At 56.9% G+C, this 16597-nt stretch carries 14 protein-coding genes; 6 read left to right on the forward strand and 8 right to left on the reverse strand.

The window, feature by feature from the left end:
* Positions 1-81: 81 nt before the first annotated feature.
* From RQI55_RS13645 to RQI55_RS13665, 5 genes are all read right to left on the reverse strand, one after another.
* A complete protein-coding gene (locus RQI55_RS13645) occupies positions 82-1392 on the reverse strand; it encodes an FAD-binding oxidoreductase (protein ID WP_311272842.1) in 1311 nt (436 codons plus the stop codon).
* Positions 1393-1495: 103 nt separating this feature from the next.
* The gene (locus tag RQI55_RS13650) at positions 1496-2371 is read right to left on the reverse strand and encodes an ABC transporter permease (RefSeq protein ID WP_042618832.1); all 876 of its coding nucleotides are present in this window, start codon (positions 2369-2371) and stop codon (positions 1496-1498) included.
* 36 nt (positions 2372-2407) lie between these two features.
* Entirely contained in the window at positions 2408-3358 is a 951-nt protein-coding gene (locus RQI55_RS13655; RefSeq protein ID WP_042618781.1) for an ABC transporter permease, read from the reverse strand.
* Positions 3359-3424: 66 nt separating this feature from the next.
* Positions 3425-5095 carry a peptide ABC transporter substrate-binding protein gene (locus tag RQI55_RS13660; protein WP_311272843.1) on the reverse strand — a complete coding sequence of 557 codons (1671 nt, stop codon included), beginning with the start codon at positions 5093-5095 and terminating at the stop codon, positions 3425-3427.
* A 34-nt stretch (positions 5096-5129) separates the two neighbouring features.
* Positions 5130-6791 (reverse strand): ABC transporter ATP-binding protein, encoded by a 1662-nt coding sequence (locus RQI55_RS13665; RefSeq protein WP_311272844.1) that lies wholly within the window; start codon positions 6789-6791, stop codon positions 5130-5132.
* Between the two features lie 228 nt (positions 6792-7019).
* Here RQI55_RS13665 and RQI55_RS13670 point away from each other — a divergent pair, with 228 nt between their 5' ends.
* From RQI55_RS13670 to RQI55_RS13695, 6 genes are all read left to right on the forward strand, one after another.
* A complete protein-coding gene (locus RQI55_RS13670; RefSeq protein ID WP_042618784.1) occupies positions 7020-7685 on the forward strand; it encodes a FadR/GntR family transcriptional regulator in 666 nt (221 codons plus the stop codon).
* 260 nt (positions 7686-7945) lie between these two features.
* Positions 7946-9451, forward strand: a complete 1506-nt coding sequence (locus RQI55_RS13675; protein WP_311272845.1) for an NAD-dependent succinate-semialdehyde dehydrogenase — start codon at positions 7946-7948, stop codon at positions 9449-9451.
* 53 nt (positions 9452-9504) lie between these two features.
* Positions 9505-9858, forward strand: coding sequence for a cupin domain-containing protein (locus RQI55_RS13680; protein ID WP_042618786.1), 354 nt, complete (start codon positions 9505-9507; stop codon positions 9856-9858).
* An 80-nt stretch (positions 9859-9938) separates the two neighbouring features.
* The gene (locus tag RQI55_RS13685; protein WP_042618787.1) at positions 9939-10415 is read left to right on the forward strand and encodes an Lrp/AsnC family transcriptional regulator; all 477 of its coding nucleotides are present in this window, start codon (positions 9939-9941) and stop codon (positions 10413-10415) included.
* A gap of 170 nt (positions 10416-10585) precedes the next feature.
* Entirely contained in the window at positions 10586-11455 is an 870-nt protein-coding gene (locus RQI55_RS13690; protein ID WP_311272846.1) for a GNAT family N-acetyltransferase, read from the forward strand.
* A gap of 40 nt (positions 11456-11495) precedes the next feature.
* Positions 11496-12956, forward strand: coding sequence for an aldehyde dehydrogenase family protein (locus tag RQI55_RS13695; protein WP_311272847.1), 1461 nt, complete (start codon positions 11496-11498; stop codon positions 12954-12956).
* 79 nt (positions 12957-13035) lie between these two features.
* Here the strand turns inward: RQI55_RS13695 and RQI55_RS13700 are convergent, their stop codons facing one another.
* From RQI55_RS13700 to RQI55_RS13710, 3 genes are all read right to left on the reverse strand, one after another.
* Positions 13036-14349, reverse strand: coding sequence for an FAD-binding oxidoreductase (locus tag RQI55_RS13700; RefSeq protein WP_311272848.1), 1314 nt, complete (start codon positions 14347-14349; stop codon positions 13036-13038).
* A 249-nt stretch (positions 14350-14598) separates the two neighbouring features.
* Positions 14599-15441, reverse strand: a complete 843-nt coding sequence (locus tag RQI55_RS13705; RefSeq protein WP_311272849.1) for an ABC transporter ATP-binding protein — start codon at positions 15439-15441, stop codon at positions 14599-14601.
* On the reverse strand, positions 15438-16490 hold the full coding sequence (locus tag RQI55_RS13710) for an iron ABC transporter permease (protein WP_311272850.1): 1053 nt from the start codon (positions 16488-16490) through the stop codon (positions 15438-15440). Before RQI55_RS13710 ends, RQI55_RS13705 begins: the two co-directional genes overlap by 4 nt.
* Between the last annotated feature and the right edge of the window lie 107 nt (positions 16491-16597).

Consider the following 16597-nt stretch of genomic DNA (forward strand, 5'->3'; position numbering starts at 1 on the left):
GCCGCTCGGTATTTCTTGCCGAAACAATTGGCTACTCGGCAATGAAATCTTTCTCAAGCGTGGTTTCAGGCATGGGCCATGTCATCGCTTTGCGCGGGAGAGGGCAATGCGGTCCTGCATTCGATAGCCTTGAATGATGGCTGGCATGAACCATGGGTCTCCATTGTAAAAGGGTACGGATGCCGGTGGACGAAATTCAAAAGGACTGCGTGCCGCGTCCTTGCTGCCGAGCAGCTTATGAGCCGCCTGCATGCCGACCCACGGAGCCCAGACGACGCCCGATCCGCAGAAACCTGTCGCGTAGACCACACCGTCCTTTTCAAAAATCCGGGGCAGCATGTCGCGGTTCATGGCCACATTGCCGAACCAGTTGTGCGAAAGGCCAACATGTTTAAGGTCCGGGAAAATTTCCACCATGCCACGGCGCAAAAGCAATTTTGGCGCGTCGGGATCGCCTGTGCGGGAACTGTCCCGACCGCCAAGCAGAACGCGCTTTCCGTCCGGCGTTGGGCGGTAATAGAAGCCGAGTTGCTTGCCTTCAACCAGCATCATCTGTTTCGGCATCAGCCTCGCCATCAGTTCTGGCGGCAGTTCCTCGGTAACGATAATACGGCTTCGAACCGGCACAAGGCGGCGCTGCAAGTCAGGCAGGGCTTTGTCGGTATAGCCGTTTGTGCAAGCCAGAACCTGACGCGCACGGACGGTTCCAGTCTCTGTGACGACCTCGAAACCTGCGCCGGTCTTGTTCACCGCGAGAACGCGGGTATTGGCATGAACGCCCACGCCGGAAGCCAGCGCCACACGCAGCAACTCCGCATGGAATTTTGCCGGATGCAGCCCGCCAATGTCCATGCGCGCCATTCCGCCACGATAGGAATCTGTGCCCACATAATGCTGCTGCTCCGCATAGGGCACCGCATAGGCTTCAATTCCCAGGCGCTTTGCCAGCGTTTCCGCAGACCGGGCAGTTTTCTCGTACTCGTCGTGGCCGATGACGCCCTTGAACTGGCCGGTCAGTTTGAAATCGCAGTCCAGACCTTCCTTTTCTATGAAGTCATAAAGGAACTGGCGGGCTATCTTGCCCTCTTTCTCGATAGCGATTGCAACGTCTTCACCGAAGCGTTTTGTCAGCGTGGCGTAGTCAGGACGAATACTGCCGCTGGTGATGCCGCCATTGCGCGTGGAGGCCCCTTCGCCCGGGTTCATCGCGTCGATTGCAACAACGCTGCGACCGGCGCGGGCCAGAACGAGACCAGCTGCGAGCCCGGTATATCCTGCGCCGATAATAACGACATCAACGTCCTTGGCTAGTGGCTGCTGCGGCAAAGGTTTTACCGGTGCCGCTTCCCACCAGTAGGGTGTGTTCTTGGCTGCGATTGGTGTCTGGGTCATCGATGAAATCGTTCTCTTTTGGGCTGACAAACCGGCGTCCGCCGTGGCTATTATCGAGGTGATGTGGATCGGCTGTCTGACCAACCGATCCATTATGATGGGCTCAGCTATCTCCGCGAACATCGAAGGCGTCGCGAAGACCGTCACCGATGAAGTTGAAGCTGGTCACGGCAATCGTGATGGCGGCACCGGGAATGATGGCCAACCACGGTGCGCTGCTCAAATATTGCTGCGCACCGTTCAGCATGTTGCCCCAGCTTGGCAAGGGCGGCTGAATGCCGTAGCCGAGGAAGCTGATATAGGCTTCCATCAGGATTGCGCGTGCCACCGTCAGCGTTGCGGCAACGATGATGGGACCAATCGTGTTCGGCAGAATTTCGCGGAACATGATGTGCATTCCGCTCAAGCCCAACATGCGACCGGCCTGCACGAACTCCCGTTCACGCAGCGAGCGAACCTCCGCTTCCACAATTCGTGCCACTTCCATCCAGCTGGACACAGCAATCACGACCGTAATCATCATTGGGCTGGGCTTCAATGCTGCGGCAAGAGCCAGCACCAGAAAGATCGACGGGAATGACAGGAAGCCATCCACGGTGCGCATCAGCACCTTGCCCAGCCAGCCGCCCTTATATCCGGCGATCACGCCAACGACGGTGCCGACGAATATCGACAACACCATAGCTGAAAAGCCGACAAGGAGCGAAATCCGCCCTGCCATCAAAAGACGCGCTGCGAGGTCTCGTCCCAATGGGTCTGTGCCAAGATAGTGGCTGCCGGTAAAGGGTGGCGCGAAGCGCGCGCGCAGATCGATGTAAAGGCTATCATAGGGCAGAAGGTATGGGCCGATGAAACACGCCACCGTCAGGGCAACTATCATCACCGTGCCAATCAGGGCGAGAGGATGGTTCCTGAAGCGGCGCGCAGTGCGGCTGTTCCACCAATGATCTCCGGCAGGATTTACAGCTATGGCGGTCATGAACATGACTCCTTCTTCAGCGTCACGAGACGCAACTTAACTCAGACGGATCCGGGGATCGATGATGGCGACCGCAACGTCAGCGATGAGATTGCCCAGGATCACGAGAATGGCCGAGAACATCAGCAACCCCATGACCACCGGGTAGTCGCTATAGCCCAGACTATCCAGAAACAGTCGGCCCATGCCCGGCCAGGTGAACACGGTTTCTGTCACCAGCGCACCCGTCAGAACGCTGGGCAATTGAACGCCTGCAAGTGTGATCATGGGCAGCAAGGCATTGCCAACAACGTGCTTCATCAGGATTCGCCGTTCGCTCAATCCTTTGGCGCGTGCCGTTGTAACAAACTCCTGGCTGATGACATCGAGCGTGGCGGAGCGCATATAGCGGCTCCAGATCGCGACATGCACCAGGGCGAGCACGATGCTTGGCAAGATCAGGTGATGGATGAAATTCAGCGCCGAACCATCGCCGATGGTGTACATGTTGCCAGCGGGAAGCCAGCCCAGCTTCAGCGAAAATATATAAATTCCAACAAGACCGAACCAGAAGGTCGGAATGGAAAGCGCCACCATCGAACCAATTGTCGCGGCATAGTCAAACACCGAATAGCGGTGCGTTGCACCCCGAATGCCGATCCACGTGCCAAGTGCAATTGCTATGATGGTTGAGGAGCCCATCAAAAGCAGGGTCGCAAAGATATGCCGATAAATCACGTCCAGAACCGGCGCGCCGTCGCGGAAGGAGTGACCCCAGTCGCCTTGCAACAGGCGCCATCCCCAGTCGAAATACTGGATCCATAAGGGGCGATTGAGCCCGAGTTGCTCTTTCAGGCGATCAAGGTCGTCCTGCGTCATACTCGGGTCAAGCCCGAATTGGGCCAATGGTCCGCCCGGAATGAGGTTCAGAACAACAAAGCCAATGACCGAAACAATCAAAAGCAGGATAAGGCTCTGGGAAAGCCGATTTAATAGGTAGCCGCGCATTCAGCTCTCCTCATGACAGCGTCAGGTATGGGCCGCCGCCGCAATATGCGACGGCGGGCGAGAAGGTCAGCCTTTCCAGTTCCAGCTGGCCGCATGCCAAGATGCCGTGCGGGTGTTGGAATTCTGCACGAAGCCGTCGAGGCGTCCCTTGCGGCCAACCACATAGGTCGCAGCGAAGAGGGGCAGGAATGGCAGATCCTGACGGACGATTTCCTGCACTTCGAAGTAAATGGCCTTGCGTGCTTCCGGATCGAATGTGCGCGCGCCCTTCTCAAGCAAGGCATCAACCTTGGGGTTGGAATATTGCCCGGTGTTGGAGCCTTTTCCACCCTTGGCGACGATTGCCTTGGTGTGCAGACGGTTGGTCACATCTGGGTCGGCCGCAATGAGATAGCTCACGGCAGAGATGGCAGAGTCGAACTGTGATTTGAGCCAGAAGTCACCAAACATGACAGCCGATGGCAGGTTGGAGATTTTCATCTCGACACCGATCTCGGCAAATGTCTGCTGCAGAAATTGCTGCACCTGTTCGCGCAGATTGTTGCCCGATGTCGTTGAGTTGTTGAATGACAACCGCACGCCGTCCTTAGCGCGAATACCGTCGGAACCCGGCGCCCAGCCTGCGTCATCAAGCAGTTTGCGCGCCTTGTCGAGATTGTAGCTCTGCTTGGGCAGGTTGGGGTTATAATAACGCGATTGCTGCGGCATGAAGGTTTCGGTCAGCGTGCCGACACCGTAATAGATCTGGTTGATGATGGCATCACGATCCATGGCCGCATAGAGGGCCTGCCGCACCGCCGGATCTTTGAACTGGGGTCTTTCGAGGTTGAGAAAGATCGACTCCACCGATCCGCCAAGCTCAAGTGTGACAGTCCGATCCGGCAGGGTCTTGGCTTCTTCGTAATGGTCGGCGTTGATATAGGCCTGATCGACGAGGTCGATATCGCCGCTCTTGAACTGCGTGTAGAGCACGGTCATATCGGGAATGTACTTGAAGACCAGTCGCTCGATATAGGGGCCTTCACCCACATAGTCAGTGTTTGCAACCAGCTCGATATGGTCGCCCGCCGTGCGTTTTTCCCATTTGAATGCGCCCGTTCCAACCGGTGCCTGATTGAACGGTGCGGTATTCGGATCGGCTTCCTTCTCCAGAATATGCTTCGGCACCATGAATGTCTCTGCAAGGAACGACAGGTATGGTGCAAAAACGCTCTCCATCCGCCATGTCAGCTCTGTCGGAGACACGACTTTGATATCGCGGACCAGAGAATGCCCGCCGGTGCGCCATGCGCGGAAGCCGGGCTTGGTGATAAGTTCGATGGTGAACTTCACATCCTCGGCGGTGAAAGGCTTGCCGTCGTGCCAACGCACGTCGTCACGCAGGCGAATGCGCCACTCCAGACCATCTTTCGAAATGCCGCCATTGGCCTCCGTCGGTACTTCGGCGGCGAGATTGGGCGTGAGTACGCCCTTGGGATCGATACGGAAAAGCGCATCGAAGAGAGAGAAATGGAGCGCGTCGTCAACTTCGATGTGCGGCATCAGCGGATTGAAGACAGTCGGCTCCTGGGAAAGACCCACGACCACACGGCCAGCCGGCTTCTTGTCGCTCCCCGCAGCAAGGGCTGGTTTGCCGAGCAGGTTCGGCGCAACCAACGTTGCGAGACCGCCCGCGGCCATCAATCGCAAGGCGTCGCGGCGTGAAAAGTTTGATGTATTTGCAAGATCCTCGGTCATTATTATTCCCCTTCTGGCGATTTTTCGCCGTTGCTTAATGGCTTGCAGCATTCGTCCGGACGTCTGGACGTTCTCCTGGAATTGCGGCCACGAGTTCGCGCGTGTAGGCCGATTGCGGGTTCAGGAAAATTTGAGATGGCGGGCCGTGTTCAACGATCCGTCCTTTTTGCATCACAGCAATCTCGTCACAGATCTGACTTGCCACGCGAAGATCATGCGTGATGAAAATCATGGAGACGCCCGTCTCGCGTTGAATCTGGTCCAGCAGTTTGAGAATTTGTGCCTGGATGGACACGTCCAGAGCCGAGACCGCTTCGTCGGCGATCAGCAGTTTCGGTTTGAACATCAAAGCGCGGGCAATGCCGACACGTTGGCGCTGACCACCGGAAAATTCATGCGGATAACGGTCGAAGGCACCGGCATCGAGGCCCACATGCGATAGCAGCGCCCGCGCTTCTGCGCTCGCCTGTTTGTAGGATGTGCCATGGGCAACGGGACCGACCGTCAGAATTTGCCCAATCGTCGAGCGCGGGTTGAGCGACGCGAAAGGGTCCTGAAAGATCATCTGGATATGGGGCCGCAGCGGCCGAAAGCTCGTCTCGGAAAGCTTGGCAATGTCATTGCCTTCAAACAGGATGCGACCGGCATCACTGTCCTGTAGTTTGATCAGCAGCTTTCCGACGGAGGACTTTCCAGAACCACTTTCCCCGACAATGCCGAGTGTGCGCCCCTGTATCAGGTTAAACGAAACGTCGGCGACGGCAGGCACGATACGCTGGCTGCCAAACAGCGCGCTGCCGCTCCGGTAGGTTTTGACAAGTCCTTCGATTTTCAAGATCGTGTTTTGGCTGACCTTGGCACCAGGATTTCTATCTTCACCCGTCAAACGCGGCACGGCTGCAATCAGACGCTTCGTGTAGGGATGCGCAGGCGATTTCAGAACCTGTTCGGCGCTTCCCTGTTCAACGATGCGCCCTTTTTCCATCACAACGACGCTGTCTGCGATTTCCGCGACCACGCCAAAATCATGGGTAATGAACATCACACTCATGCCCTTGCGGCGTTGTATGTCCTTGATGAGTTTGAGGATTTGCGCTTGCGTCGTCACATCAAGCGCTGTCGTTGGCTCATCGGCGATCAGCACTTTCGGCTCAAGCGCCAGCGCCATGGCAATCATCACGCGCTGGCGCTGGCCGCCGGACAATCGAAACGGATATTGGAAATACATAAGCTGCGGATCGGGCAGGCCGACCTCATTCAGCAATTCGATGGCTCGCTCGCGCCGGGATGCCTTGCTGCCCACACCATGGGCCGCCATCGCTTCGATGATCTGATCGCCCACCGTCATCAGCGGGTTGAGTGCAGAAAGCGGATCCTGAAAGATCATCGATACGGCTCGGCCGCGCATATCCTGAAGCGTTTTGAGCGAGGCGCCCACCAGAGATGTGTCTTCAAGGTGGATCGAACCCGATGAAACCTGAAAGACCTTGGGCAGGAGGCCCATGATCGTGTTTGCGGTCACAGATTTGCCAGAGCCGGATTCTCCGATGATGCAGAGAATCTGTCCTCGCTGAAGATCAAACGATATGTCTTCCACCGCGTGTGTTCGCTCCATGCCGCTTGGCAGAGCCACAGTTAAACCGCGCACTGAAAGTACCGCTTCGTCTAATGTCGCAGGTTCAAGTCTTGCGGCCATGGAGATACCTCTCTTCAACAGTCTCTGGTTCGGCAGCGGATTGGATTACTGTTTGACGGCACGTCTTTTTCGACGCTTTCCTGGAAGCCGCACTACTTTGCACTTCCATTTCGCAATCACGGTCGCTCTAAACCAATTTGCATTCTTTCGCTGTCCAATATAGGATTGGTCTTTGAGATTGGTGTCAATCCAGATCAAATTGGTTGTCAAAATATTTTGTGAGAAGCCATGACAGTGGTGTTGAAAGATTTCATCGAGGCCGAAGGTTTGGAGCCGGGAGACCGGCTGCCCCCGGAACGGGACCTGGCGGTCAAGTTGGGTATTCCACGCACCGCGTTGCGGCGGATGCTTGCCGACCTGGAAAAAGACGGACGCCTTATCCGGCATGTCGGAAGGGGCACGTTCATCGCCGGCAATGGCGTAAGCTCGTCTGCACTGCGCCAGCCTCATGGTGGTGCGATTGACGGTTTGCGGACCTATCCAGCCGAGGTTTTCGAAGCGCGGCTCATACTGGAGCCCCGGATCGCAGGTCTGGCGGCGCTGAGGGCGACGCGGCAGGAGATTGACGAGCTGCAGAAGTCGATTGACCGGACCAGAACGGCCCAAACCCATGCAGAATTTGAGAAATGGGATGCTGTCTTCCACCGAATCATCGTCCAATGCGCCCGAAACGGGCTGCTGGAATCGCTCTATGAGAGCATTCACGCCGTCAGATCGGGCAAGCTTTGGGGCAAGATGAAGGAGCAGTCACTCAGCCCTGAACGCATCGCAGCCTATACGGCCAAGCATGTTGCGATCCTCGATGCGATCAAGGATCGCAACAGCAAGGAAGCAGAAACGCACATGTATGACCACATCGTCGATGCGCGCACAAACACGCTCGGCCCGAGTTAAGAACGACAAGGCAGCGCTTGTGGAATCCAACGCTTTGGTTGCTCGCACTGGTTGGGGCTGTGGAACGCTGCCTTAAAAAGCATCGGGCGTGTGTGGCGAGGTCCGTTTTTATCCTTTGTTTTTGGACGTACTCACTTAGCAATGCATATAAATCTATCCCTCTGCCAAAATTTATATCGCAACCAATTTGATCTCCATTGACACCAATGATGTTACCAATCCAGTATTGATCTCATGTCAATTAATGTTGGTAACCAGCCATGCCGAGTGTGAAAATCAATCCTGCAGATGAACAAAATCCCGGTGCCGATTTGGGCGCTGCGGCCATTGTCAGCCGTGCACCCACCCAACTCTTTATCGGCGGCGAATGGGTCTCCCCTGCAAGTCGCCAGGCCTTCGATGTGATCGATCCTTCTACCGAAGCTGTCATCGCCAAGGTTTGCGATGGTGAGGTTCAGGATGCTATAGCGGCTGTCGATGCCGCGCATGCTGCATCCAAAGGCTGGAAAGCCACATCTGCGCGGCAGCGCTCAGATATTTTGATGAAATGCTTCCACCTCATGCTCGAACATGCGGACTGGCTGGCAAAACTGATCACGATAGAGAACGGCAAGGCCCTTCCGGATGCAAAGTCCGAGGTCACTTACGCTGCCGAATTCTTCAGATGGTATGCCGAGGAGGCCGTGAGGTCATCCGGCGAGTTCGGTGCCGCCCCATCGGGTAGCAATCATATCATCGTCAGCCATGAGCCGATGGGTATTGCCGTGCTGGTCACGCCCTGGAACTTCCCGGCAGCCATGGCCACCCGCAAAATGGCCCCAGCTCTGGCGGCCGGTTGCACCTGCATCCTCAAGCCAGCAGCAGAGACACCTCTGACCGCGCTGGCAATCGGGGAGATCATGAAGCAGGCTGGCGCTCCGGCCGGCGTGGTGAATATCGTCACGACAAAGAATGCAGGGCCTGTTGTCAGCGCCATGTTGCATGATGAGCGCGTGCGCAAGCTTTCCTTCACGGGCTCGACCGGTGTCGGCAGAACCCTTCTGCGAGAGGCGGCAGATCAGGTTATCAGCTGTTCGATGGAGTTGGGCGGCAACGCACCTTTCATCGTTTTCGATGATGCCGATCTGGAAGCCGCTGTTGCGGGCGCAATGGTCGCCAAAATGCGAAATGGCGGCGAAGCCTGTACGGCTGCCAACCGCTTCTATGTCCAAAAGGGAATTGCAGCCGACTTTACCCGACGGCTTGCCGAGGAAATGAGCGCGCTCACAGTCGGCCCCGGCTTGGAGCCCGGCACTCAACTTGGGCCGCTCATCACACGCGCCGCCGTCGAGAAGGTCGGACGACTGGTCGATGACGCTCTTGCCAAGGGTGCATCGCTCATGACGGGCGGCAACAGGCTGAACGGCGATGGCTTCTACTATCCGCCAACGGTCCTTTCCAACGTCTCGGCAGATGCAGACATGCTTTCTGAAGAAATTTTTGGCCCTGTCGCGCCGGTCATCCAGTTTGAAACGGAAGATGATGTCGTCGCACTGGCAAACAACACCGAATACGGGCTGGTTTCCTACGTATTTAGCGGAAATCTCAAGCGCGCCCTCGCTGTCGCCGGTCGCCTTGAAAGTGGCATGGTGGGCATCAACCGTGGCGTCGTGTCCGATGCTGCAGCACCATTCGGCGGCGCAAAGCAGAGCGGGCTGGGCCGTGAAGGCAGCCACCATGGCATGCTGGAATATCTCGAGACCAAATACGTCGCCGTCAGCTGGTAGGCGAGGCGCTTCGCCTCCCGAGCCAAAATATTTTCACATGACCGGAGAGTTATATGTCACTTCTGAAAACAATCGATCCCAACCCAACATTTGAACCCAGACATTCGAACCCGGCGCCAGAGCGTCTGATCTCCGGCAATCCGGCTCTCAAGACCTGGGCGCAGGACAGCGCGAAAGATGGCAAGGTCGATACCGGCGTCTGGGAAGCAACCCCCGGCGAAACCCATTCCATCAAAGGCGAAACCTTCGAATTCTGCCACATCCTTCAGGGCGTTATCGAGTTGACGGAAAACGGCAAGGAGCCTGTGGTTTACAAGGCTGGCGACAGCTTTGTCATGAAGCCAGGCTATGTCGGCGTCTGGAAGACAATTGAAACAGTTCGCAAAATCTATGTGACAGTTGCCTGATCAGGTGCAAAAACGATGGTTCAAGACGGCGCATGCCGTCCTGAACGCTCGGTACAGGGCGCTGCATAAAGGGGGCGGACGTGAAGCTTGATCGTATCGACATCCGGATACTGCATGAGCTGCAACAGAATGGTCGCTTGACCAATGTGGAACTGTCCGAGCTTGTGCATCTCTCGCCCAGCCCATGCCTGATCCGGGTCAAAAAGCTGCAGCAACTGGGTTATATTTCCGGCTATTCGGCCCATATCAATCTGGCGAAGCTTGGTCCAACCGTGACGATTTTCGCAGAGATCACGCTCAGCAGCCATCGCCACAGCGACTTTTCCCGTTTCCAGCAGGCAATCGAGAAAATCGAGGAAGCCATCGAGTGCCATCTGATTTCCGGTGGCTATGACTATTTGATCAAATTCGTGACAGCCACGATTGGCGACTATCAGGAATTGATGGAAGGGCTGCTTCAGGCCGATATCGGGATCGACAAATATTTCAGCTTCGTGGTCATGAAGTCGCCCTTCGTGAAGCGCCATGTGCCGATCAACACGCTCTTCAAAGAGTAGTCCCTGCCAAGCCAGAACGCGGCGATGGCAGTGGGTTGCATGAAATGCTGACGAGGTGTTGAAAACGAGGCAAATAACCTCTTTTGCCACGGTATATAGCGGCTGAGCCTCGCCCTCTTCCTGCATATTGGGCCGTACTTTCAAACCTTCGAACACAGAGACGTCCAACAATGACGAACAATCATAGTGCTCAACTCCCAGACAGCAGCGACATCAGTCTTTCCAGACTGGAGGCGAGGCATCTCGAAGGCGCGCTGAAGCTCTCTCAGGAATTTTCATGGCCATACCGTCTGGAAGACTGGCAATTTGCCGCCAATCTGGGTGAGGGGCTGGTGCTGGAGCGGGCAGGCGAGGTTGTCGGCACAGCGCTCTGGTGGAATTACGGCGCTGAACACGCGACCGCCGGTATGATTATCGTGACGGCAAAGGTTCAAGGCACAGGCCAAGGCTCACGGCTTTTCAATGCCCTTCTGGACGCAACACAGGGCCGGATCGTACTTCTCAATGCAACAGCAGAGGGCTTGCCGCTTTATGAGCGCAGAGGTTTTACGCCCTGGGGCAAGATCCAGCAACATCAGGCGATTTTGACTGTTGCGCCCGATGTTGCGCCCCACAGCCAGATCCGTCCTGCAACTGAACGTGACCTTGACGCCATTATAGCTTTCGATGAGCGCGCAATCGGAATGAACCGAGAGCGTGTCGTCACCGCGCTTGCAGATATCGGCGATACGCTGGTGATCGCGCAAGGCGAAACTCTGCTCGGCTATGCCATTGCCCGCAAATTTGGTCGCGACCACGTCATCGGGCCAGTCGCTGCCAACAATGCTGACGACGCGAAGCACCTGATCCGCGCGCATCTGGCCAAGCTCGGCGGCCAATTCGTCCGAATGGATGTCTACGCCGAAGATGGGTTGAGCCCGTTTCTGCAAAGCTTCGGCCTGCCACTCGTCAGTGAGGTGGTGTCGATGGTTCGGGGCGATTTACCAAGACCTGTGGCGCCAGCGCATATGTACGCCGTCTCAAACCAGTCATTGAGCTAGCGCATCTCGGCTGCCCCTACCATACAAAGGAATTCATGCGATGACCGCTCCTCTCCAGCATCTTGTCCAAAACAACAGGCTGGGCCAGTTTTTTATCAATGGTGAATGGACACCGGCTCTGGCAAGCGAGACGGTCGCCGTTACCAATCCGGCGACGGAAGAGGTCGTTGCGCATATCGCAATGGGAGGCGTGGCGGATGTCGATGCAGCTGTCACAGCAGCCAGAGATGCTTTTTCCTCCTGGTCGCTGACAACGCCGGAACACCGCGCTGATCTCCTTGAGAAACTCCGCATCGCTCTGGAAAAGCGCAGCGAGCTTATCGCGCAGTGCCTGACACTGGAAATGGGCGCGGCCATTGGTTATGCGCGAAGCGCGCAGGTGCCACTTGCCATCGCCCATGTCGCCACAGCGCGAGAAGTTCTTCTCTCATTTCCGTTCATCACGCAGCGTGGACATACCGCAATCGCCCATGAGCCGATTGGCGTCTGCGCCTTGATCACGCCCTGGAATTGGCCGCTCTATCAGATCACGGCCAAAGTTGCGCCTGCCTTGGCCGCAGGCTGCACCGTGGTTCTGAAACCCAGCGAGCTTGCACCGCTGAGCGCACTGATGTTTGCCGAAGCGATTGTGGAAGCAGGTTTCCCCGCAGGCGTTTTCAATCTGGTCAATGGTGATGGCCCCGTTGTCGGCCAGCGCATGGCGAGCCATCCCGATGTCGATATGGTGTCCATTACGGGCTCCACCCGCGCCGGGGTTCTGGTCGCGCAAGCCGCCGCACCAACCGTCAAGCGCGTTGCTCAGGAGCTTGGTGGAAAATCACCAAACATTATCCTGCCCGATGCAGACCTTGATCGCGCCGTCCCGCTGGGCATCGCCGCAGCATTTCGCAATCTCGGGCAATCCTGCAGCGCACCGACGCGCATGATCGTGCCGCGCAGCTTATTGTCGACGGTTGAAGAAATCGCATTGAAAGCCTTGGGCGACATCGTTGTCGGTGATCCGCTCGCGCCCGCAACCACGCATGGCGCTATGGCAAACCGGGCGCAGTTCGACCGTGTCCAGACGATGATCAAGGTTGGCATGGACGAAGGGGCAAAACTCCTGGCCGGTGGGCTTGGCCGTCCGGAAGAGCATGAAACGGGGCTTTTCGTGAAACCCACGATTTTCTCTGGGGTGCAGACGGATATGAGTATCGCCAGGGAAGAAATCTTCGGCCCGGTCCTCTGCATCATCCCTTATGACAGTGTCGATGAGGCCATCGAAATTGCCAATGACACGGTCTATGGCCTGGGTGCCCATGTTCAGGGTCAGGAAATAGTGGCGGTGAAACACGTCGCATCCCGCATTCGCTCAGGGCAGGTTCATCTCAACTACCCGGCATGGGATCCGCATGCGCCCTTCGGCGGATTCAAGCAATCCGGCAATGGTCGCGAATATGGCGTTGAAGGCATGGCTGAATATCTCGAAGTAAAATCGATGCTCGGCTATTTCGCTGAGTGAGAACGGCTTGATCCTTCCCAACAAAAAAGCGCATCAACCTCTTGAGGTGATGCGCTTTTTGTTTCGCCAATGCTAATAACTACCGTTGATCCCACCGGTCCAGCATGCCGTAATACCAGACCGCCAAAGGCAGAAACCACGGCTTGCCGTTGAAATAGGGGCGGGTTTCGAAGTTGAGGTCGCTATAGACGGTTTTGCCCTCATCATTCCCAAGCATTGTGTTGGCAATTTTCGCACCCAGCCAGCTTGAACGCGCAACGCCGGTGCCGTTGTAACCGCCCGCGAAATACATGCCTTTGATCGTGTCGACATGCGGAAAATAATCGAAGGTGAAGCCCAGCTGGCCGTGCCAGTAATGGCTGATCTTATACGCGTTCAATTCCGGAAATATCTTCAAAAGCAGCCCGCGAACAAATGCGGCATTCGCCGTGTTGCTCTTTACCGTGCCGCTCATATCCAGAACGCGCCCACCCAGAATGATGCGCGTTCCGTCTGGCGAAGGACGGTAATAGGTTACCACGCGCTGGCTTCCTGCAAGCATTTGCTGCTTCGGCATCAAGGTGCGCATCAACTCCGCAGGCAGTTGTTCTGTTGCCACAAGGCCGCTGCCCACTGGGATGATGCGTCGCTTGAGGTAAGGCAGTAAAGCACCGCTATATCCGTTGGTTGCGATCAAAACCTGATGTGCCGTCACATCACGGCCCTGCACTTTAAACTCAAACCCGCCGGCCTTCTGTTGAAGATCGGTCACGCGGGCATTGCTGAACACGCGCACACCAAGGCGCTGCGCGGCCTCTGAAAGACCCTTGACGTATTTTGCCGGATGCAGCCCCGCATAGCCGGGCATCGATACACCGCCATGGTAGAGATCGGATCCCACTTCCTTGCGCTGTTCTGAACGCGGAACCAGATAGGCGTCGCATGGCATGACTTTGCTGATACGGTCGAGGTTAGCGCCTAGGCTGTCATAGATGCGCGGCGTCATCGCACCCTTAAAATATCCGACGACCTTCAGGTCGCAATCGATCTGTTCCGCAGCAACGACGTCTTTGACATATTGCAGAGACTGGAAGCTTTCCTCCACCACGCGTTTCGCCATATCCGTGCCGTAGCGCATGGCGGAATCGTAAAACGCCCAGCCTGGCCCCAGAAATCCGCCATTGCGCGATGATGCGCCCCAGCCCGGTGCATCGGCATCATAGACGGTGACCTGTTTGCCTGCCCGGGCAAGCACAAGAGCCGCATTAAGGCCGGTAAAGCCGCCGCCAATGATGGCAACTTCGGTAGAAGGTGAGATATCGTCAGCCTTGGCACCATCGGGGCGGGCCTCGTCCCACCAAAAAGGACTGGCGACAGCATCATCGGTAAAAAAGGGCGCATTCAAACTGGACATGGTCGTCACTCACATTTACGGGCACGGCGCAGACATCTCTGCGCGAAGACTTGCGACAACAAGACGAATTCCGACCGTCGTCATCGCGTGTCATAAGACCGTAAAATCCAGCATATTTGGTATCGGATATGGCAGCAATGCAGAACAAAATGGCGCGGCAAGCCGGTTAGAGCAGCATCTGCTGCCGTGCGGGCGAACGGCAACCTTTTTCTGACATTGCGCCACCCTGACGGCGTCACCCGATTGCCCTTACGCCCCGCTGACTCGGGATAGCTCGATGCTGCTGTCGGCCAGCGGTTCACGGCAATCCATGTCGTCGCCGGTGGGCTGAATAACCGGGTTTCCACGACGGTCGCGCAGCACCTCAACGGCAATGCCGTAGGTCTCGGAAATCAGCTCTGGCGTCACGATGTCTCGCGGTGCGCCGCTTTGCTTCAGCGTGCCGTCCGATATGACCAGAAGATTATCGGCATATTGGCATGCAAGGTTCAGATCGTGCAAAACCACCACGGTCACCCAGTTGTTTGTCCGGGTTTCGCTTCTCACCAGATCCAGAAGACCGACCTGGTGTCTGAGATCAAGTGCGCTGACGGGCTCATCCAGCAACATCGTCTGCGGCTCACGCATCAGCACCTGCGCAAAAAGTGCCATCTGCCTTTGGCCTCCACTCAGCGAAGATATATCGCGGTTGGCGAGGTGCCCAATGCCCGCCTGATGCAGCCGTGTCATCGCGGCATCCAGCGTTTCATCATCGATATGCAGAGACAGGTGGCCCGACCGGCCCAGAGCAACCACTTCAAGCACGCTCAGCGCAATATCGACGGTCGTATCCTGTGGCATGTAGGCGAAGGTGTCGCGCCAGTTTTTCACGCGCTTCCCCCGCTTTTCACCGGCACGCAACGTCCGCTCGCCAACCCGTATGCAGCCTTCGGCCAGCGGCAGCTCTCCGAACATGGCGCGCAGCAGCGTTGTCTTGCCCGTTCCATTGGGGCCGATCACGGCATGGACCTGTCCCGCCGCAAGCTGCGCACTCAGCCGTTTGACGACCGTCTGCCCGCCGCGCTCTATTGAGATGTCATCGAGTATCATCATCGGTTTCGCCTCTTCGGAGCGAAGATGAGCCACAGCAGGAACGGCACACCAACAATCGCGGTTACGATCCCGACCGGAAACAGGGCTCCGGGAATGATCGATTTCGACAGAATGGATGCAATCGACAACATCAACGCGCCGCACAGGATAGACATGGGTAGGAAGAACCGCTGGTCCTCACCAACCGCCATGCGTGCGATGTGCGGGGCAACCAGCCCGATAAAGCCAATGACACCAACGAAGCTTGTCGCTGTTGCCGTCATCACGGCCACGATGATGAGCACTTTCATGCGCAGCAAACGAACATTGATGCCAAGGCTTGCAGCGCGCATTTCGCCCATTCTGAGAGCCGTCAGTTTCCAGCAATCGGCCATCAACAGAATGCAGCAGACCGCCGTGACAGCTGCTGTGAGTGTCACCGTTGGCCACGTCGCCTTGCTGAGGCTGCCGAACAGCCAGAACAGAATTTGCTGAGACAGTTCCGGCGAAGACAGGAACTGTATCAGCGACAGGAGCGATTGGAACAGAAACAGCAGCGCAATGCCGCCGAGAATTATCGTTTCCGTTGCCACCTGGCGCATCGAGGCGAGGAAGAACAGGAAGAGTGCAGCCAGCATGGCAAAGACAAATGCACCCAGAGGCACCGCAATCATCGCATCCAGCCCAAGCCCACCCAGAGCGAGAACCAGCGCCGCGCCAAAGCCCGCCGCCGCCGCCATGCCCAGCGTATAGGGGCTTGCCATCGGGTTGTTGAGCAGCGTCTGCATTTGCGCGCCACCTGCACCCAGCGCGGCACCCACGCACAGTGCCATCAGCGCCATAGGCAAGCGCAGGCCGCGCACGATGGAGTCGGTCATGGTCTCGCGGATGCCGATGCCGGTCAGGGATCGTACGACTTCGGAAGGCGAGAGCATCGATGGGCCGGTCGCGATATCGAGCACCAGACTGATCGCCATCAGGACAAAAAAGACCAGAATGACGCGCCAGCGGCGGCGCTCGCGCAGCCTGTGCGTACCGATAGCTTCAGCGTTGCGGTCAGCAATGGACATGAATAACCTGTGGTGCCGTAAGTGTCATAAAGGCTGACGCCCCCAAAAGGGCGTCAGCGCATTGGCGTATCTGCACGCTCGCCCTTATCGAGCTGATCGTGCAGAAA

Origin of the sequence: Rhizobium sp. WCS2018Hpa-16 (assembly GCF_031843705.1) — a bacterium.
In the GTDB taxonomy this organism is placed as follows: Bacteria; Pseudomonadota; Alphaproteobacteria; order Rhizobiales; family Rhizobiaceae; genus Agrobacterium; species Agrobacterium tumefaciens_C.